The following is a 19,087-nucleotide window of genomic DNA, read 5'->3' on the forward strand; positions in this document are numbered from 1 at the left end:
GAGCGGTGCCGTGCGTGTCAGCGCTGCCCGGCGCCGGCCTGCACGATCGACTTGACCTGGGACGCGGGGTCCATCCGGTAGGTGTACGGGATCGCCCGGACGGAGCCACCCTGCTGACCCGTGCCGGAGTTGACGAAGTGGTTGTTGCGCGCCACCAGCGTGCCCGCGGGCGACGAGCCCTCACCCAGGTGGAAGGGGTCCCGGGTGTTCTCGAAGTAGTTGCCCTCGACGAGCACGCCGGCCTCCATGGTCGAGGCGACGCCGTACGAGCCGACGCTCGTGTAGAGGTTGTTGAAGACGTGGACCGGGTTGCCGAACCGCAGGCGCGGGTTGCGCTGGTTGGTGCCGTCGAACCAGTTGTGGTGGTAGGTGACCCGCAGCTTGCCGCGGTCCTGGGCGCCGTTGTCGTCCGAGTGGCCGACGAGGGAGTTCTTGTCGTGCCCACGGAACCGGTTCCAGGAGATCGTCACGTAGTCCGACGCCCGCTTGGTGTCGACCGCGCCGTCGTACCCCTTGTAGAAGGTGTTGTGGTCGATGACCACGCGCGTCGACTCCTCGATGTTGATCGCGTCGTCCCCCCAGCCGTCGAACGACAGGTTGCGGACGATGACGTTGGTGGACTGGCGGATGTTCAGCCCGCAGCCCTGGATCCGGGAGCCGGAGGCGCCCTCGATCGTGATGTTCGAGCCGACCCGCAGCATGCCGGAGCACGAGATGGTGCCCTGGACGCGCACGACCCGGTTGCTCCCGGAGATCGCCGACGTCAGTGCCGACGCGGTCGTCACGGTGGTCACGGCGGACGAGCCGCCACCGGTCGTGCCGCCACCCTGCGTCGCCCAGCCCTGGACGCTCGTGCTGCCGCCGTTGCCGGGCGGCGGGGTGGTGGGGTTGCTCGTGGGCGGCGGGGTGGTGGGGGAGCCGCCGGAGCCGACGGGTACCAGCTCCCACTGCTGGTTGTACTGGTTGTTGTCCGTGAGCTGCGTGACGGTCGCGCCGTCGGCGGTCGAGCGGTCGGTGACCGTGACGGCCTTGCCGGAGTGGCGGTTGAGGAGCCGGATCCGGCCGCCCTCGGAGTCGGCGAGCCGGAACTGCTGGTTCGCGCCGTTGAGGTCCTGGTACTGGCGGAACTCCCCGCGGTCGGCGGTCGACCAGTTCCACAGGTCGAGGACCTTGCCGGAGTGCCGGGACTTCACCCGGTACCAGCCCGAGCCCGAGTCGACGAACTGCCACTGCTGCCAGGCGCCGTCGTTGCGCGGCCACTGCTGGATCACGGCACCGTCGGCGGTCGACGTGTCGCGGACGTCCATGGCCTTGCCGGACTGGCGGTTCACGAGGACGTACCACGCGTTGGTGTCGACGCTCGCGGCGCTCGCGGGCAGGGCCGTGAGGCCCACGGCACCGAGGGCGAGCGCGGTCGCGGTGGCCGCGAGGGCGGCGACGGTACGCAGCGGTCTGCGCGTCGTCCTGTGCTGCTGGATGGTCATCGTCGACTCTCTCTGCTGGTCGGTGGAGCCGGGCGCGGCCCCGAGGGGCGCACGGCGGCGCAGAGGACGAGCGTGCCCACGGTCGTCGAAGCGCTTTCGCCGCGGTTGGCACCGTAGGGGAGTCCTCGTGGCGGCCGGAAGGGACAGCGCGATGCGTAACCTTTCAGCACCCGATGTCGTGAGCGTGCCGGGCACGTGCCCAGGGGCGGAGCGCGGCCCGGCGGGCCGCCGCAGGTCCACCGCGCGACGGGCCGCAGCCCGGCCTAGCGTAGGAGCAGGCCCGCACGACGGGCCTCGACGGGCGACGCGGCCCGTCGCGGACGGAGGACGGGAGCGCACCATGACCGAGTCGCAGGACGCCGCCGCCCGGCTCGCCGAGGCCAGCCGGATCGCGACCCAGGAGCTGCACAAGCAGGGCACGCCCGACTACGACCCGCGCGCGCACGAGCGCGCGGTCGAGGCGGAGCGCAAGGCTGCTTCGGCGGTGCGGGCGCAGCAGGAGTCCGACGCGGGCTGACGGTCCGCGCGCCCGCCGGCGGGCGCGCGCTGCGGTGCGCGCCTCGTCGGCGGGCTGCTGCGTGCACCCACCCCGGGTGGCGGGGTACCATGTATCTCGACGTCAAGATACCCGTCCACGTGCTCGTCCGGACGCCTCGTCGCCGTCGTCGCACCGTGCGCAGCGGGCGCCCCCGGGGTGCCCCCGCCGTGCGCGACCGACGGGAGGTCCACGGCACGGACGTGCCGTCCCGGTCCTAGGCTGGGCAGCACGCCGCCCCCACACCCGGGCGCCGCAACGCCCGGACACCGCAGCGAAGGAGCACCCGTGAGCAGCGTCGACAGCTTCGGATCGAAGGGAACGCTCGAGGTCGGTGACGCCTCGTACGAGATCTACCGCCTCGGCGCCGTCGCCGGCGTGGAGCGCCTGCCCTACAGCCTGAAGATCCTCGCCGAGAACCTGCTGCGGACCGAGGACGGCGCCAACATCACGGCGGACCACGTGCGCGCGCTCGCCGCGTGGGACCCCCGGGCGCAGCCCGACACCGAGATCCAGTTCACGCCTGCGCGCGTCATCATGCAGGACTTCACCGGCGTGCCGTGCGTCGTCGACCTCGCGACCATGCGTGAGGCCGTCGCCGACCTCGGCGGCGACCCCTCCCGCATCAACCCGCTGGCGCCCGCCGAGCTCGTCATCGACCACTCGGTCCAGATCGACGTCGCCGGACGTCGCGACGCCTTCGAGCGCAACGTCGCGCTCGAGTACGAGCGCAACTTCGAGCGCTACCAGTTCCTGCGGTGGGGGCAGACGGCGTTCGACGACTTCAAGGTCGTGCCGCCGGGGACCGGGATCGTGCACCAGGTCAACATCGAGTACCTCGCGCGCGTGGTCATGGTCCGCGACGGCAAGGCCTACCCCGACACGTGCGTCGGGACCGACTCGCACACCACGATGGTCAACGGCCTGGGTGTGCTCGGCTGGGGCGTCGGCGGCATCGAGGCCGAGGCGGCCATGCTCGGCCAGCCCGTGTCGATGCTCATCCCGCGCGTCGTCGGGTTCAAGCTCACCGGCACGATCCCGTCCGGCGTCACCGCGACCGACGTCGTCCTGACGATCACCCAGCAGCTGCGCCAGCACGGGGTCGTCGGCAAGTTCGTCGAGTTCTACGGCGACGGGGTCGCCTCGGTCCCGCTGGCGAACCGCGCGACGATCGGCAACATGAGCCCGGAGTTCGGCTCCACGGCCGCGATCTTCCCGATCGATGGCGTGACGATGGACTACCTGCGCCTGACGGGGCGCTCGGAGGAGCAGCTCGCGCTCGTCGAGGCGTACGCCAAGGAGCAGGGCCTGTGGCACGACCCGGACGCCCCCGGGTACGTCGAGCCCGTCTTCTCGGAGTATCTCGAGCTCGACCTGTCGAGCGTCGTCCCGTCGATCGCGGGGCCCAAGCGACCGCAGGACCGGATCGAGCTGTCGGCGGCCAAGGAGTCCTTCGCCACGACGATCCTCGACTACGTCGACGCGCACGCCGCCGCCCCGATCACGGGACTCGACGAGTCCGTCGCCGAGACGTTCCCGGCCTCCGACCCGATCGCCGCGGGCGAGCACGCCGACGACTCCGACAAGCCCTCGCACGTCGACGGCGGTGACTCGGTGCGCCGACCGCACAGGCGCGTGCCCGTGACGCTGGCGGACGGCACGACGACGGAGCTCGACCACGGGCACGTCGTCATCGCGTCCATCACGAGCTGCACCAACACGTCGAACCCGTCGGTCATGCTGGCCGCCGCCCTGCTCGCGCAGAACGCGGTCGAGAAGGGGCTGAACGCCAAGCCGTGGGTCAAGACGTCGATGGCCCCCGGGTCGCAGGTCGTCACGAACTACTACGAGAAGGCCGGCCTGTGGCCCGCGCTCGAGAAGCTCGGCTTCCACCTCGTCGGGTACGGCTGCGCGACGTGCATCGGCAACTCCGGCCCGCTGGCCGACGAGATCTCCGCGAGCGTCAACGAGCACGACCTGTCGGTCGTCTCGGTGCTGTCGGGCAACCGCAACTTCGAGGGCCGGATCAACCCGGACGTGAAGATGAACTACCTCGCGTCGCCGCCGCTGGTCATCGCGTACGCGCTGGCCGGCACGATGGACTTCGACTTCGAGAACGAGCCCCTGGGCACCACCGAGGCCGGCGAGCAGGTCTTCCTCCGGGACATCTGGCCCACCCCCGAGCAGGTGCAGGCGACGATCGACTCCTCGATCGACCGGCAGATGTTCACCGACGACTACGCGGACGTCTTCGCCGGGGACGAGCGGTGGCGCGCGCTGCCGACGCCCGAGGGCAACGTCTTCGACTGGGACCCCGAGTCCACCTACGTGCGCAAGCCCCCGTACTTCGAGGGCATGGGCGCCACCCCGGAGCCGGTCACGGACATCAGCGGCGCCCGGGTGCTGGCCAAGCTGGGCGACTCGGTGACGACCGACCACATCAGCCCCGCGGGCTCGATCAAGGCCGACAGCCCGGCCGGCGCGTACCTGGCCGAGCACGGCGTCGAGCGGCGTGACTTCAACTCCTACGGCTCGCGCCGCGGCAACCACGAGGTCATGATCCGCGGCACGTTCGCGAACATCCGGCTGCGCAACCAGCTGGTGCCCGGCGTCGAGGGTGGCTTCACCGTCAACTGGCTCGACGGCGGCACCGAGCAAACCACCATCTACGACGCGTCGCAGGCCTACCAGGCCGCCGGTGTGCCGCTCGTCATCCTCGGCGGCAAGGAGTACGGCTCCGGCTCGTCGCGCGACTGGGCCGCCAAGGGCACACGGCTGCTGGGCGTCCGTGCGGTCATCACCGAGTCGTTCGAGCGGATCCACCGCTCCAACCTCATCGGGATGGGCGTGCTGCCGCTGCAGTTCCCCGAGGGCGAGACGGCCGACTCGCTCGGCCTGGACGGCTCCGAGACGTTCGACATCGCGGGCGTCACCGCGCTCAACGAGGGCACGACGCCGCGCACGCTGGCGGTCACGGCGACCAGGGCCGACGGCACGCAGGTGACGTTCGACGCCGTCCTGCGCATCGACACCCCGGGCGAGGCGGACTACTACCGCAACGGCGGCATCCTCCAGTACGTGCTGCGGCAGGTCGCCGGCGTCGCCTGACGCCCGCTGCCCACGTCGAGCCCGGTCCCGTCCGCGGGGCCGGGCTCGCGTGCTGCCGGCCGGGTGGGGTGCACCGGCTGTCGGTGGCCCGTGCCAGACTCGGCGGATGGCGGGCACCGTGCACGAGCAGGGTGAGGGCGGCGTCGACGTCGGCGCGTTCCTCGCCGCCGTCACCCACGAGCGACGGCGTGACGAGGCGCACCGGCTCGTCACGCTCTTCGCGCGGGCGACGGGGCAGGACGCGCGGATGTGGGGCGGCGGTGTCGTCGGGTTCGGGCGGTACCACTACCGGTACGCGACGGGCCGCCAGGGCGACGCGGCCGCGGCCGGCTTCTCCCCGCGCAAGGCCGCGCTGACCCTGTACTTCCCCCTCGGGTTCGAAGGGCTCGAGGCGCCGCGCGCACGGCTCGGCCCGCACACCACGAGCGCGTCGTGCCTGTACGTCAAGCGGCTCGACGCGATCGACACCGACGTGCTCGAGGACATGGTCCGGCGGTCGTACGACCGCGTGGTCGCCCACGTCTGGGAGTGACGGGCACCCCCGACGCCCGCGTCAGCCGTCCGCGACCTGAGCGGCGGCGTGCCGCCCGACCGCGGCCAGCACCGGGTACTCGTCCGGGTGCGCGAGCAGCACGGGCACGTACGACGCGGCCCACGCCCGTGCCCGGGTCCACGTGGCGTCGTCCCAGGCGTGCACTTCCTGGGTGCGTGCGACGAAGACGTCGCGTCCCGCCGCGTCGAACGTCATCCAGGCGGTCGCGAGGTCGCTCGCGGGGTCGCCCGCGCACAGGTCACCGAAGTCGAGCAGGCCGGCCAGGTGCCCGTCGCGGCTCACGAGGTTGCCCGGGTGCGGGTCGCCGTGCACCCACACCGCGGGGCCGTCCCAGGGCGTCGCCGCCCGGCCGGCCTCGAGGGCCGCGCGCAGCGCGGCAGCGTGCGGCACGTCGGGGGTCAGGCGGGCCGCGATGACGTCGTACCGCTCGGCCAGCGGGACACCGCGGTACGGGTTGACGGGCGCGTCGGGTGGTGCCGGCACGTGCAGGGCCGCCAGCGCGGTCGCCAGCCCGGCCGCCCACGCGGTGCGCGACGGCACCGGCGTGGCGGCGGCCTGCTCGCCGGGCACCCACGGGACGACGCTCCACGTCCACGGGTAGCCGAGCGCGGGGCGGCCGCGGCGCACGGGCACCGGCACGGGGACGGGCAGGCGCGGGGCCAGCACCGGCAGCCAGTGCTGCTCGCGGTCGAGCAGCGTCGAGGACAGCTCCCGGACGGGGAACCGCAGGGCGAGGTCCTCACCGAGGCGCCACGTGAGGTTGTCCCAGCCGAACGTGCGGCCGTGCAGCGGCAGGTCCGCGAGGTCGGGGTGCTGGTCGGCGAGCAGCGCCCGGGCGAGGTCGGCCGGGACGTCGACCTCGATCTTCGGGTGGCGGGGGAGCGGCGACGTCGTCACGCGGTGACCGTACGTCACGGCCGCGCGGTGCGTGGCGAGGGTGGCGCGGTCGACTCCCGCCAGACGACGGTGGTCAGCGACGGCAGGCCGTGGGGCGCGGGCTCCTGGCCCAGGGCGGCGACGAGCTGGTGCATCGCGCGCCGGCCGGCCTCGGTGCGGTCGGTGTCGACGGTCGTCAGCGAGGGCGTCAGGTAGGGGCTCACGGCGATGTCGTCCCACCCGGTGACGCTGACGTCGCCGGGGACGGCCCACCCGCGGTCCGCGGCGCCCCGCATGACGCCCACCGCGACGAGGTCGTTGCACGCGACGACGGCCAGGGGTGGTGCGTCGTCCGGCAGTGACCGCATCGCCTCGAGGCCCGACCGCCCGGACCAGTCACCGTCGACCACGCCGAGCGACGTCAGCCCGAGCCGGGCGACGGTCGCCAGGTAGGCGTCGCGGCGGGCGACGGCGGAGGCGTACCGGGGTGGACCCGCGACGTGCAGGAAGCGCGTGTGGCCGAGCGCGGCGAGGTGCTCGACGAGCTCCGCGACCGGTGACGCGTCGACCAGGTCCCCGGCGGCGTGCATGTCGTCGTCGAACGTCTCCGACACGATGACCGGGACGTCGTCGGGCGCCTGGGCGTGGACGTCCGGCAGGAGCGGGACGAACGACAGGACGCCCTCGAGCTGGCCGGAGCTCGCCAGCTCGAGGACGCGCTCGCTGCGGGTCTCGATGCTGCCGTCGACGTGCAGCACGTCCATGGCGTAGCCGGACTCCTGCGCCACGGCCGAGGCGCCGGCGAGCATGGCGGCGGGGTCGTAGGCGGGCAGGCCCATGACGGCGGCGACGCGACCGGTGCGGCGCGTACGCATCGCGCGGGCGGCGAGGTTGGGGCGGTACTGCAGCTCCGCCGCGGCCTGGAGGACGCGCTCGCGGGTCGCGGGGGAGATGGACCCCTTGCCGGCGAGCACGTAGGAGACGGTCGACTGGGCGACGCCGGCCAGTCGGGCGACGTCGCGGCTGGTGGCGCGCGGTGCGGGCATGTGGGTCCTCCGCCGGTGCGGTCCCCGGGGTGCCCCGGACGACCCCGGGCGGGCGTGCCGTCACGGTTGACGAACGTGCCCGGGACCCGCATCCTACCGTGATACGTATCAGTACCGATACGTATCACGTCCTCCGTCCTGCCGGGTCGGAGCGCCACGTGTCCTCGTGCGCGTCGCCGCACGGCCACCGGCACCAGGAGCGCGGACCATGCTCACCATCGGCGTCGTCGGGACCGGCGGCATCGCGTCGGCGCACCTCGCGGGGTACGCGGCGTTCCCGCAGCAGTGCCGCGTCGTCGCGCTGCACGACGCCGTGGCGTCGCGGGCCCACGACACGCGGAGCGCCCACGGCCTCGACGGTGCCGACGTCGTCGGGTGGGAGGAGCTCCTGGCGCGGCAGGACGTCGACCTGGTGAGCGTCTGCACACCACCGTCGACCCACCGGCACCTCACGGTCGACCTGCTGCGCTCCGGCAAGAACGTCCTCGTCGAGAAGCCGATGGCGCCGTCGGTCGCCGACTGCGACGCCATGCTCGCGGCCGCGCACGAGGCCGGGAAGCAGCTCGGGGTGGTCGCGCAGAACCGGTTCCGCGACGACCTCGCGGTCGTCAAGGAGACCATCGACTCGGGGCTGCTGGGACCGGTGGCGCACGTCCGCGTCGACTCGGCGTGGTGGCGCGGCACGCCGTACTACGACCTGGACTGGCGGGGCACCTGGCGCTCCGAGGGCGGCGGTCCCACGCTCAACCACGCGATCCACCACGTCGACCTCCTGCTGTGGATGCTCGGCGCCCCCGAGCGCGTGACGGCGGTGATGACCAACGCCTGGCACGACAACTCCGAGGTCGAGGACCTCTCCGTCGCGCTGCTCGAGTGGGAGCGGACGATCGCCACCCTGACGGCCTCCGTCGTGCACCACGGCGAGGAGCAGGCCTTCGCGGTCCAGGGCCGTGACGCCGCCGTCGCCCAGCCGTGGTCCGTGCGGGCGGAGGCCGCGCAGCCCAACGGGTTCCCGGCACGCGGCGGCGACGCCGGGCTGGTGGCCAGCATCGAGCAGCTCGCCGCCGACCGCGCTCCTCTCGCCCACGAGGGCCACGCCGGCCAGATCGGTGACCTGCTCGCCGCGCTCGTCCAGGGACGTGCGCCGGCGATCACCGGTGAGGACGGGCGCCGCACGGTCGAGGTGGTCACCGCCGTCTACCAGGCCGCGATCGAGCGCAGGCCCGTGGACCTGCCGCTCGACCCGGCATCGCCCTGGTACACCGGCGAGGCGCTGCTGGCGCGGGCGCCGAGGTACCACGAGAAGACCCGCGCGGTGGCGTCGCAGGAGGGCGTGATCTCCCTCGGGGGCTCGCCCGGACCGGTCGGCCCGCCCGCCCCGACAGCCCCGACGACGACGCAGGAGCGCACCCGATGAGCAGGACCGACGGCTCGACCTACGCCCCCGACCCCGTCCCCGCGCCGGTCGTGGGACCCGGTGAGTTCACCATCGCCGCGATCGGCCTGGACCACGGGCACATCCACGGCCAGGTCGCCGGCCTGGTGGGTGCGGGCGCCGAGCTCTCCTGGGTGTACGACCCGGACCCGCGCAGGTGCGAGGACTTCGCCGCCCGTCACCCCGGCGTGCGGATCGCCCGCAGCGAGGCCGAGGTGCTCGACGACCCCGCCGTGCACCTCGTCGCCGGCGCCGCCGTCACCTCCGAGCGCTGCGCCCTCGGCATCCGCGTCATGGAGGCGGGCAAGGACTACTTCACCGACAAGGCGCCGCTGACGACGCTCGAGCAGCTCGCCGCCGCGAAGGACGCGGTCGCCCGGACGGGACGCAAGTACGCCGTCTACTACTCCGAGCGGCTGCACGTGGAGACGGCCGTGTTCGCCTCTCAGCTCATCACCCAGGGGGCGATCGGGCGCGTCCTGCAGGTCATCGGCACGGGACCGCACCGGCTCGGCACGGGACGCCCCGACTGGTTCTTCGAGAAGGAGCGCTACGGCGGCATCCTGTGCGACATCGGCTCGCACCAGGTCGAGCAGGTCCTGCACTACACCGGTGCGTCGGGCGGCGAGGTCGTCCGGTCGCAGATCGCGAACTACCACCACCCGGAGCACCCGGAGCTCGACGACTTCGGCGACGCCATGCTGGTGATGGACAACGGTGCGACCGGCTACTTCCGGTGCGACTGGTTCACCCCGGACGGCCTGCAGGGGTGGGGCGACGGCCGCACGATCATCCTCGGCACCGAGGGGTTCATCGAGCAGCGCAAGTACCTGCAGCTTGGCGAGCCCGGGTCCACCGGCGGCCACCTCTACCTCGCGAACGGCCAGGAGGAGACCGCGTTCCACGTCGCGGGGACGGTGGGCTACCCGTACTTCGGCGAGCTCGTCCTGGACTGCCTGGAGCGCACCGAGACGGCCATGACGCAGGAGCACGCGTTCCTGGCGGCTGAGCTGTCGGTGCGGGCGCAGCTCCAGGCCGTCGACCTGACCGGGCGCGTCTGAGGACCGGCGCGGGTGGCGGCGTGCCGAGTGCGGGCGCCGTCGGTCTCGCTCGCCGGCGCGGACACCTCGACGGCGAGCGGAGCGGTCACGGGACGATGAGACGGGACGCGTCCCAGGGCACGGCCCAGCCCGCGGCGTCGAGGACGCCGGCCAGCACGAGCGCCGTGAAGCCCCACACGACGACGCCGTCGTCCAGCTCGAACGCGGGCGTCCGTGCGCGCCCGGCGCCGGCACGGTGCACCACGACGCCGCGCCGGGCGGGGTCCACGAGGTCGGCGACGGGTGCCCGGAACACGTCGACCGCCTCCCGGTGGTCCACTGCGGCGACGCGCGAGGGCACCGCCCACCAGGCCAGCACCGGCGTCACCAGGTTGTCGCTCACCGGCAGCGGCACGTCCGCGAGCGTCCCGAGCACGTCGACGCCCGACGGGTCGAGCCCGGTCTCCTCGACGGCCTCCCGCAGCGCCGCGCCGACCGGGCCGTCGTCGCCGGGGTCGATGCCGCCACCGGGGAACGCGACCTGGCCGGGGTGGTGCGCGAGCGTCGCGGAGCGCCGCTGCAGGAGCACGTCGAGCTCCGCCGGGACGTGCCGCGCGCCCTCGTGGGCGGGCACGGCGTCGAGCACCCCGAACAGGACGAGGACCGCCGACCGCCGCGCCGGGGCGCCGGTCACCGGCAGACGGGCCGGCACGCCGGGCCACACGACGCCGTCGCGTGCGACCCGGGTCAGGTCGGCGCGCGCGCCGGCCACCTCGCGGGACGTCATCCGCGTGCCCGGACCTGCTCGGCGAAGGCACCGAACGCCCGCGCGGCGGCGGGTAGCAGGCCCGGCAGGTGACGCGCGCCGTCGGCGCGGACCGCCGTGACCTCGTCGTCGTCCAGGTCGGCGGCCATCGCCGGCGTCGCCAGCCACAGGTCGAGCATCGCGGTGTCGAGCTCGGGGTGGAACTGCACCCCCAGGGCGCTCCCGGCGCGGAACGCCTGGACCGTCGTCACGTCGCTCGAGGCGAGCAGCGTCGCCCCCTCGGGCAGGTCGACCTCGTCGCTGTGCCAGTGCAGGACGGACGGCGCGTCCCCCACGGCGCCCAGGCCGCCGAGCACCGGGTCGTCCGCCACGAGGCGCACGGGCGCGAACCCGACCTCCCGGGCCGTGCGCCGGTGCAGCCGCGCCCCGAGCGCGAGCGCCAGGAGCTGGTGGCCCAGGCACACGCCCAGCACCGGGACGCCCGCGTCGACCGCGGCGGCGAGCAGGCCGCGCTCCGCGGCGAGGCCGGGGTGCCCGGCGACGTCGTCGGCGTCCATCGGCCCGCCCATGACGACCACTCCGGACACGTCGGCCAGGGCCGGCAGGCGGGGCTCGGCGACGTCGAGCACGGTGCGCACGCCGTAGGGCACGCCCGCCAGGGCGCGTGCGATGGCGCCCGGCCCCTCGTGCGGGGCGTGCGTGAGCACCAGGACCGGGCGCACGGGGCTCACCAGCCGTCGGGGAGCGGACGGCCCTCGTCGTAGCCGGCGGCGGACTGGATGCCCACGACGGCCCGCTCGTGCAGCTCCTCGAGGGTCGTCGCGCCGACGTAGGTCGCCGCCGAGCGCACGCCCGACGTGATCTGGTCGAGCAGGTCCTCGACTCCCGGGCGCCGCGGGTCGAGGTACATCCGCGAGTGCGAGATGCCCTCCTCGTACAGCCCCTTGCGGGCGCGCTCGAACGCGGAGCCGCCCTGCGTGCGGGCTGCGACGGCGCGCGCGGACGCCATGCCGAAGCTCTCCTTGTAGAGCCGCCCCTGGGAGTCCGTCCGCATGTCGCCCGGCGACTCGTGCGTCCCGGCGAACCACGAGCCGACCATGACCTGCGACGCCCCGGCGGCCAGGGCGAGCGCCACGTCGCGCGGGTGCCGGACGCCGCCGTCGGCCCACACGTGCCGGCCGAGCCGACGCGCCTCGGCGGCGCACTCCAGCACCGCGGAGAACTGCGGGCGTCCCACGGCGGTCATCATGCGGGTCGTGCACATGGCGCCCGGGCCGACGCCGACCTTGACGATGTCCGCGCCGGCCTCGACGAGGTCGCGCACGCCCTCGGCCGTGACGACGTTGCCCGCGACCACCGGCACCTGCGGGTCCAGCGAGCGGACGGCCGCCAGCGCGTCCAGCATCTTGCGCTGGTGGCCGTGCGCGGTGTCGACGACGAGGACGTCCACCCCGGAGTCCAGCAGGTGGGCCGCCTTGGCCCGCACGTCGCCGTTGATCCCGACGGCCGCCGCGATGCGCAGCCGGCCCTGCGCGTCGAGCGCCGGCGTGTAGATCGACGAGCGCAGCGCGCCGACGCGCGTCAGCACCCCCACGAGCCGGCCGTCCGACACGACGGGGGAGAACCGGCGGCGCGAGCGGTGCAGCTGCTCGAACGCGTCCTCCAGGCCGTGCGTGCCGCCCTGCTCGATGACCGCGAGGTCCACGGTCGTCGGGTCGGGCGTCATCACCTGGTCGACCTGCGTGAACAGGTCCACGCCCTGGCAGTCCGCCTCCGCGACGACGCCGACGGGTCGCCCGTCGTCGACGACGACCGCCGCACCGTGCGCACGCTTGGCGATGAGCGACAGCGCCGTGTGGACCGTGTCGTCCCGGGCCACCACGGTCGCCGTCTCGACGACCGGGTGCCGCTGCTTGACCGTCGAGACGACCTTGCGCACCACGGATTCCGGGGTGTCCTGCGGCAGGACCGCCAGCCCGCCGCGGCGCGCCACGGTCTCGGCCATGCGGCGGCCGGCGACGGCCGTCATGTTGGCGACGACCACGGGGATGGTCGTGCCCGTGCCGTCGCTCGTCGCGAGGTCGACGTCGAAGCGTGAGACGACCTCGGAGCGTGACGGGACGAGGAAGACGTCGCCGTAGGTGAGGTCGGAGGTGGCCGCGTGGCCGGTGAGGAAGCGCATGGGTGTCCCCTTTCCGCGTCATCCTAACGATCGGGTCGCGACCGGCCGGTCGGCGGTCCGTCGCCACGCCGCCGCCGGTAGTGTCGCGCGCATGCTGGTCGCGCTCACGGGGATCGGCCTGTCGGCCGCGGCGGGCCTCAACGCGTACATCCCGTTCCTGCTGGTCGCGCTGCTCGCGCGGTTCACGGACGTCGTCGTGCTGCCCTCCGGCCTGGCCTGGGTCGAGAGCTGGTGGGCCATCGGGATCGGTGGCCTGCTGCTCCTGGCCGACGTCGTGCTCGACAAGGTCCCCGCGGTCGACACCGTCAACGACGCCGTGCAGACCTTCATCCGGCCGGCGACCGGTGGCCTGGTGTTCGCCGCGACGTCGGCGGCCGAGGAGCTCGAGGCGTCCTCGTGGGTCCAGGACAACCCGTGGCTGCCCGTCGCCGCCGGCGTCGTGGTCGCCGGGCTGGTGCACGCCGGCAAGGCGGCCGCCCGTCCGGTCGTCAACGCCGGCACGGGAGGGCTCGCGGCGCCGGTGGTGTCGACCCTCGAGGACGGTGCGTCGATCGGGCTGAGCCTCGTCGCGGTCTTCCTGCCCGTGCTGGTGCTGGTGGCCCTCGCGCTGGCCGTCTGGGCGCTCGTCGTGGCGAGACGGCGGTGGCGCGCGCGACGTCCCCCACCGGCGCAGGGGGACGCAGCCGCGCGCGGCACCTAGAGTGGGACGTCCGGAAACCGCCGGGACACCGCCGGACGGACCCGGCACGACAGGGAGGCCCACGTGGGGCTGCTCGACCGCATCGCGTCGCCGCAGGACGTGCGACGGCTGACGACGCACCAGGTCGGCGCGCTCGCCGACGAGATCCGCGCGTTCCTCGTGGACCAGGTCTCCCGCACCGGGGGTCACCTCGGCCCGAACCTCGGCGTCGTCGAGCTGTCGATCGCGCTGCACCGCGTCTTCGACTCGCCCCGCGACACGATCGTGTTCGACACCGGGCACCAGGCCTACGTGCACAAGCTCCTCACCGGGCGGCAGGACTTCTCGGCGCTGCGCCGGCGCGGCGGGATGTCGGGGTACCCGAGCCGCTCGGAGTCCGAGCACGACGTGGTCGAGAACTCCCACGCGTCGACCGCCCTCTCGTGGGCCGACGGCATCGCCAAGGCGCGCCAGCTGCGGGGCGAGACGGACCGGCACACGGTCGCCGTCATCGGGGACGGTGCGCTCACCGGAGGCATGGCCTGGGAGGCGCTGAACAACATCGCCGCCGGGGTCGACCGCCGCCTCGTCGTCGTGGTCAACGACAACGGCCGGTCCTACGCCCCGACGATCGGCGGCCTCGCGCAGCACCTCGACGCGCTGCGCACCACGCAGGGGTACGAGTCGGTGCTGTCGTGGGGCAAGTCGACCCTGCGCCGGTCGGGCCCGCCCGGGCGGCTGGCCTACGAGGCGCTGCACGGGCTGAAGAAGGGCATCAAGGACGTCGTCGCGCCGCAGGGCATGTTCGAGGACCTGGGCCTGAAGTACGTGGGACCCGTCGACGGTCACGACGAGCAGGCCGTGGAGCACGCGCTGCGGCGTGCGCGGGCCTTCGGCGGACCGGTGATCGTGCACGTCATCACCGAGAAGGGCCGCGGGTACACCCCGGCCGAGGAGGACGTCGCCGACCGGTTCCACGCCGTCGGCAAGATCCACCCCGAGACCGGGCTGCCGCTCGCCCCGTCGCGGTTCGGCTGGACCAGCGTCTTCGCCGACGAGATCGTGCGCGTGGGGCGTCGGCGTCCCGACGTCGTGGCGATCACCGCGGCCATGCTGCAGCCGGTGGGCCTGGCGCCGTTCGCCGCGGAGTTCCCCGAGCGCGTCTTCGACGTCGGGATCGCCGAGCAGCACGCGGCGACGTCGGCCGCGGGCATGGCGTTCGCCGGCCTGCACCCGGTCGTCGCCGTCTACGCGACGTTCCTCAACCGGGCGTTCGACCAGGTCCTCATGGACGTGGCGCTGCACCGCGCCGGCGTCACGTTCGTCCTCGACCGCGCCGGGATCACCGGGGACGACGGGGCGAGCCACAACGGCATGTGGGACCTCGCGATGCTCTCGATCGTGCCCGGCCTGCGTCTGGCCGCGCCGCGCGACGAGCCGACGCTGCGCGCCGCGCTGCGCCAGGCGGTCGACGTGGACGACGCGCCGACGGTCGTCCGGTACCCCAAGGGCTCGATGGGCGACCCGGTGCCGGCGCTGGAGGACGTGGACGGCGTCGACGTCCTCGCCCGGCACGCGGGTGACCCGACCCGCGTGCTGGTGGTGGGCATCGGCTCCATGGTCGGCACGGCGCTGGCGGTGGGCGAGCTGCTCGCCGCGCACGGTGCGACGGTGACGGTCGTGGACCCGCGCTGGGCCCTGCCGGTGCCGGCGTCGCTCGTCAAGCTCGCGGGGGAGCACGACCACGTCGTCACCCTCGAGGACGGGCTGGTCGACGGCGGCGTCGGGGCGCTGCTCGGGCAGCGCGCCCGGGAGGCGAACGTGACCGCCCCGGTGCAGTCGTTCGGCGTCCCGGCGGCGTTCCTGCAGCACGCGTCGCGCGACGAGCTGGTCGACGAGCTGCGGCTCGGGCCGCACGACGTTGCCGCCGACGTCCTGACGGCGCTGCACGCGCGCGGGTGACGCCCGCGCGCGGAGCGTGAGGCGGGCGTCACCCGGGGTGGGTGCACGGGGGACGGAGGTCCCAAGACATCCCATCACTTGGTCCGTAGCGTCGGAGACATCGACCCGGACCCCAGGGAGACCCAGATGTCCATCACCGCCGTACCCAGCGACCGTAGCGACACCGTAGTTCCCGCGGCCTGGGAGGGTTTCGTCACCGGACCGTGGACCGACCACGTCGACGTCCGCGACTTCATCCAGCGCAACTACACGCCCTACGAGGGCGACGCCGACTTCCTCGCCGGCCCCACGGCTCGCACCTCGGGCATCTGGGGCAAGCTCTCGGAGATGTTCCCGGCCGAGCGCGAGAAGGGCGTGTACGACGTCGACCCGACCACGCCGTCGACGATCACGTCGCACGCGCCGGGCTACATCGACGAGACCAACGAGGTCATCGTCGGCCTGCAGACCGACGCTCCGCTCAAGCGCGCGATCATGCCCAACGGTGGCTGGCGCATGGTGCAGACGTCGCTCGAGACCTACGGGTACGCCGCGCCGCAGGAGATCATCGACATCTACACCAAGTACCGCAAGACCCACAACGACGGGGTCTTCGACGTGTACCCGCCGAACGTCCGCGCCGCGCGCTCGTCGCACATCATCACCGGCCTGCCCGACGCCTACGGCCGCGGTCGGATCATCGGCGACTACCGCCGGGTCGCGCTCTACGGCGTCGACGAGCTCATCGCCGCGAAGAAGCGCGAGAAGGCGTCGCTCGACATGGAGCGCTCGGTCGAGGACGTCATCCGCGACCGCGAGGAGCTGTCCGAGCAGATCCGCGCGCTGGGTGAGCTCAAGACGATGGCCGCCTCCTACGGCTACGACATCTCGCAGCCCGCGACCAACGCCCGCGAGGCCGTGCAGTGGCTGTACTTCGCGTACCTGGCCGCGGTGAAGGAGCAGAACGGCGCCGCGATGTCGCTGGGCCGTACCTCGACGTTCCTCGACGTCTTCCTGCAGCGGGACATCGACGCCGGTGTCCTGACCGAGGAGCAGGCGCAGGAGATCATCGACGACTTCGTCATCAAGCTGCGCATCGTGCGGTTCCTGCGCACGCCGGAGTACGACCAGCTGTTCTCGGGCGACCCGACGTGGGTCACGGAGTCCATCGGCGGCATCGGTGAGGACGGGCGCCCGCTCGTCACCCGCACGTCGTTCCGGTTCCTGCAGACCCTCTACAACCTGGGCCCGGCGCCGGAGCCGAACATGACGGTCTTCTGGAGCGAGCGGCTGCCCGAGGGGTTCAAGCGCTACTGCGCCCAGGTGTCGATCGACACGTCGGCCGTGCAGTACGAGTCGGACGAGCTGATCCGCGCCTCGTGGGGGGACGACGCCGCCATCGCGTGCTGCGTGTCCCCGATGCGGGTCGGCAAGCAGATGCAGTTCTTCGGTGCGCGCGTCAACGTCGCCAAGGCGCTGCTCTACTCGATCAACGGCGGCCGCGACGAGATCACGGGCAAGCAGATCGCCCCGGTCAGCGCCCCCGTCGACGGCGACGTCCTGGACTACGACGACGTGCTCGCCAAGTTCGACAAGACGCTCGACTGGCTCGCCGAGACCTACGTCGACGCGCTGAACTGCGTGCACTACATGCACGACAAGTACGCGTACGAGCGCATCGAGATGGCGCTGCACGACCGCACCGTCCTGCGGACGCTCGCCTGCGGCATCGCCGGCCTGTCCGTCGTCGCGGACTCGTTGTCGGCCATCAAGTACGCCAAGGTGACCCCCCTGCGGACGGCCGACGGCCTCATCACGGAGTACGCGATCGAGGGCGACTACCCGACGTACGGCAACGACGACGACCGCGCCGACGACATCGCGGTGTGGCTCGTGCGGCGCTTCATGGAGAAGATCCGTGCGGTGCCGACGTACCGCAACGCCCTGCACACGCAGTCGGTGCTGACGATCACGTCGAACGTGGTGTACGGCAAGAACACCGGCTCCACCCCCGACGGGCGCAAGCTCGGCGAGCCGTTCGCGCCGGGTGCCAACCCGATGAACGGCCGCGACACGCACGGCATGCTCGCCTCGGCGCTGTCCGTGGCGAAGCTGCCCTACTCCGAGTCGCAGGACGGCATCTCGCTGACCTCGTCGATCGTCCCCGCCGGGCTGGGCCGGACGAAGGACGAGCAGGTGACCAACCTGGTCGGTCTGCTGGACGCGTACGTGCTGTCGGCGGGCTACCACATGAACGTCAACGTGCTGAACCGCGAGACGCTCGTGGACGCCATGGAGAACCCGGAGAAGTACCCGCAGCTGACGATCCGCGTGTCCGGCTACGCCGTGAACTTCGTGCGGCTCACGCGCGAGCAGCAGCTCGACGTGCTGTCCCGCACCTTCCACGGCGCGGTCTGACCGTGACCCCGGCCCGGCGGTCCCACCGCCGGGCCGGGGCCCCACCCCCTGCACCACCGACCCCGGCGAGGCGACGATGAGCACCACCAGTGCCGAGCAGACCGGTGCGCCGGTCGTGCCGCTCGGCCTGCCGCTGGTCGGCGGGTCGCACACCCGGACGCAGGGGCACGGCACCGCGGGTCTGGAGGCCACCGAGGCCGAGCGGGGCGAGCGCCTCGCGGCGGTCCGTGAGGGCCGGCTGGGTTCCGTGCACTCCTGGGAGCTCGTGACGGCGGTCGACGGACCCGGCACCCGTCTGACGATCTTCCTGTCGGGGTGCCCGCTGCGGTGCCTCTACTGCCACAACCCCGACACCATGGAGATGCGCCGCGGCACCGACGTGGCCGCCGACGAGCTGCTCACGCGCATCGCCCGCTACCGGGGGGTCTTCACGGCCACGGGTGGCGGCGTCACGATCTCGGGTGGCGAGCCGCTGATGCAGCCCGCGTTCGTGCGGCGGCTCGTCCGGGGCGCCGCGGCGATGGACGTCCCTGTCGCGCTGGACACGACGGGGTTCCTGGGCGCGCAGGCGACCGACGAGATGCTCGACGACGTCGCGCTCGTGCTGCTCGACGTCAAGTCCGGGATCCCGGAGACGTACAAGCGTGTCACCGGCCGGGAGCTGGGCCCCACGCTCGACTTCGGTCGCCGGCTGGCCGCGCGCGGCAACCGCATGTGGATCCGGTTCGTGCTGGTCCCAGGGCTGACCGACGACCCCGACAACGTGGCGGCCGTCGCCGAGTACGTCGCCTCCCTCGGTGAGGCCGTCGAGCGCGTCGAGGTGCTGCCGTTCCACCAGATGGGGCGCGACAAGTGGGCCGACCTCGGCCTGAGGTACGAGCTCGAGGACACCGAGCCGCCGACGCACGAGGCCACCGAGGCCGTCCGCGACGTCTTCCGCGCGCGGGGCCTGACCACCTTCTGACCCCGGGCGCGAGAGTGCGATCCAGCCCCCTCCCGGGCGCGAGAGTGCGATCCAGCCCCC

15 protein-coding genes are annotated in these 19,087 nt (G+C 73.3%); 9 read left to right on the plus strand and 6 right to left on the minus strand.

Translation table 11 applies throughout. The features are described from left to right. Positions 1-17: 17 nt before the first annotated feature. Positions 18-1,484, minus strand: coding sequence for a pectate lyase family protein (locus Cph01nite_RS14085; RefSeq protein ID WP_203675233.1), 1,467 nt, complete (start codon positions 1,482-1,484; stop codon positions 18-20). A gap of 340 nt (positions 1,485-1,824) precedes the next feature. On the opposite strand from Cph01nite_RS14085, the gene Cph01nite_RS14090 reads away from it, so the two are divergent. The 3 genes from Cph01nite_RS14090 (at position 1,825) to Cph01nite_RS14100 (ending at position 5,659) form a co-directional block, all read left to right on the plus strand. Then, positions 1,825-2,001, plus strand: coding sequence for a translation initiation factor 2 (locus Cph01nite_RS14090; RefSeq protein WP_203675235.1), 177 nt, complete (start codon positions 1,825-1,827; stop codon positions 1,999-2,001). A gap of 306 nt (positions 2,002-2,307) precedes the next feature. Then, a complete protein-coding gene (locus Cph01nite_RS14095; RefSeq protein ID WP_203675237.1) occupies positions 2,308-5,127 on the plus strand; it encodes an aconitate hydratase in 2,820 nt (939 codons plus the stop codon). A gap of 106 nt (positions 5,128-5,233) precedes the next feature. Then, on the plus strand, positions 5,234-5,659 hold the full coding sequence (locus Cph01nite_RS14100; RefSeq protein WP_203675239.1) for a DUF1801 domain-containing protein: 426 nt from the start codon (positions 5,234-5,236) through the stop codon (positions 5,657-5,659). 21 nt (positions 5,660-5,680) lie between these two features. On the opposite strand, the gene Cph01nite_RS14105 is transcribed toward Cph01nite_RS14100, so the two are convergent. After that, complete coding sequence (locus Cph01nite_RS14105) at positions 5,681-6,577, minus strand: phosphotransferase (protein WP_203675241.1); 897 nt, start codon at positions 6,575-6,577, stop codon at positions 5,681-5,683. A gap of 14 nt (positions 6,578-6,591) precedes the next feature. Beyond that, a complete protein-coding gene (locus Cph01nite_RS14110) occupies positions 6,592-7,602 on the minus strand; it encodes a LacI family DNA-binding transcriptional regulator (RefSeq protein ID WP_203675243.1) in 1,011 nt (336 codons plus the stop codon). 208 nt (positions 7,603-7,810) lie between these two features. Here Cph01nite_RS14110 and Cph01nite_RS14115 point away from each other — a divergent pair, with 208 nt between their 5' ends. After that, positions 7,811-9,019, plus strand: coding sequence for a Gfo/Idh/MocA family protein (locus Cph01nite_RS14115; protein ID WP_203675245.1), 1,209 nt, complete (start codon positions 7,811-7,813; stop codon positions 9,017-9,019). Next, entirely contained in the window at positions 9,016-10,098 is a 1,083-nt protein-coding gene (locus tag Cph01nite_RS14120) for a Gfo/Idh/MocA family protein (protein WP_203675247.1), read from the plus strand. The genes Cph01nite_RS14115 and Cph01nite_RS14120 overlap by 4 nt, the downstream gene beginning before the upstream one ends. Before the next feature lie 85 nt (positions 10,099-10,183). Here Cph01nite_RS14120 and Cph01nite_RS14125 read toward each other — a convergent pair whose 3' ends face one another. From Cph01nite_RS14125 to Cph01nite_RS14135, 3 genes are read right to left on the minus strand one after another with little or no spacing between them, the layout of a single operon-like run. Next, positions 10,184-10,864 carry an NUDIX hydrolase gene (locus tag Cph01nite_RS14125; RefSeq protein WP_203675249.1) on the minus strand — a complete coding sequence of 227 codons (681 nt, stop codon included), beginning with the start codon at positions 10,862-10,864 and terminating at the stop codon, positions 10,184-10,186. Further along, positions 10,861-11,574, minus strand: a complete 714-nt coding sequence (locus Cph01nite_RS14130; RefSeq protein WP_203675251.1) for a type 1 glutamine amidotransferase — start codon at positions 11,572-11,574, stop codon at positions 10,861-10,863. The genes Cph01nite_RS14125 and Cph01nite_RS14130 overlap by 4 nt, the downstream gene beginning before the upstream one ends. After that, on the minus strand, positions 11,571-13,025 hold the full coding sequence (locus tag Cph01nite_RS14135) for a GuaB1 family IMP dehydrogenase-related protein (RefSeq protein WP_203675253.1): 1,455 nt from the start codon (positions 13,023-13,025) through the stop codon (positions 11,571-11,573). The genes Cph01nite_RS14130 and Cph01nite_RS14135 overlap by 4 nt, the downstream gene beginning before the upstream one ends. Positions 13,026-13,116: 91 nt before the next feature. Here Cph01nite_RS14135 and Cph01nite_RS14140 point away from each other — a divergent pair, with 91 nt between their 5' ends. The 4 genes from Cph01nite_RS14140 to pflA all read left to right on the plus strand — a co-directional run bounded on the left by Cph01nite_RS14140 (position 13,117) and on the right by pflA (position 19,027). Next, positions 13,117-13,725: a DUF4126 domain-containing protein gene (locus Cph01nite_RS14140; RefSeq protein ID WP_203675255.1), complete on the plus strand. Its 609-nt coding sequence runs from the start codon at positions 13,117-13,119 to the stop codon at positions 13,723-13,725. 63 nt (positions 13,726-13,788) lie between these two features. Continuing rightward, positions 13,789-15,666: a 1-deoxy-D-xylulose-5-phosphate synthase gene (gene dxs / locus Cph01nite_RS14145; protein WP_203675257.1), complete on the plus strand. Its 1,878-nt coding sequence runs from the start codon at positions 13,789-13,791 to the stop codon at positions 15,664-15,666. A 126-nt stretch (positions 15,667-15,792) separates the two neighbouring features. Beyond that, positions 15,793-18,063 carry a formate C-acetyltransferase gene (gene pflB / locus Cph01nite_RS14150; protein ID WP_203675259.1) on the plus strand — a complete coding sequence of 757 codons (2,271 nt, stop codon included), beginning with the start codon at positions 15,793-15,795 and terminating at the stop codon, positions 18,061-18,063. Between the two features lie 76 nt (positions 18,064-18,139). Next, positions 18,140-19,027, plus strand: a complete 888-nt coding sequence (gene pflA / locus Cph01nite_RS14155) for a pyruvate formate-lyase-activating protein (protein WP_203675261.1) — start codon at positions 18,140-18,142, stop codon at positions 19,025-19,027. Positions 19,028-19,087 lie beyond the last annotated feature (60 nt).

Origin of the sequence: Cellulomonas phragmiteti, from assembly GCF_016862775.1 — a bacterium.
GTDB classification, from domain to species: Bacteria; Actinomycetota; Actinomycetes; order Actinomycetales; family Cellulomonadaceae; genus Cellulomonas; species Cellulomonas phragmiteti.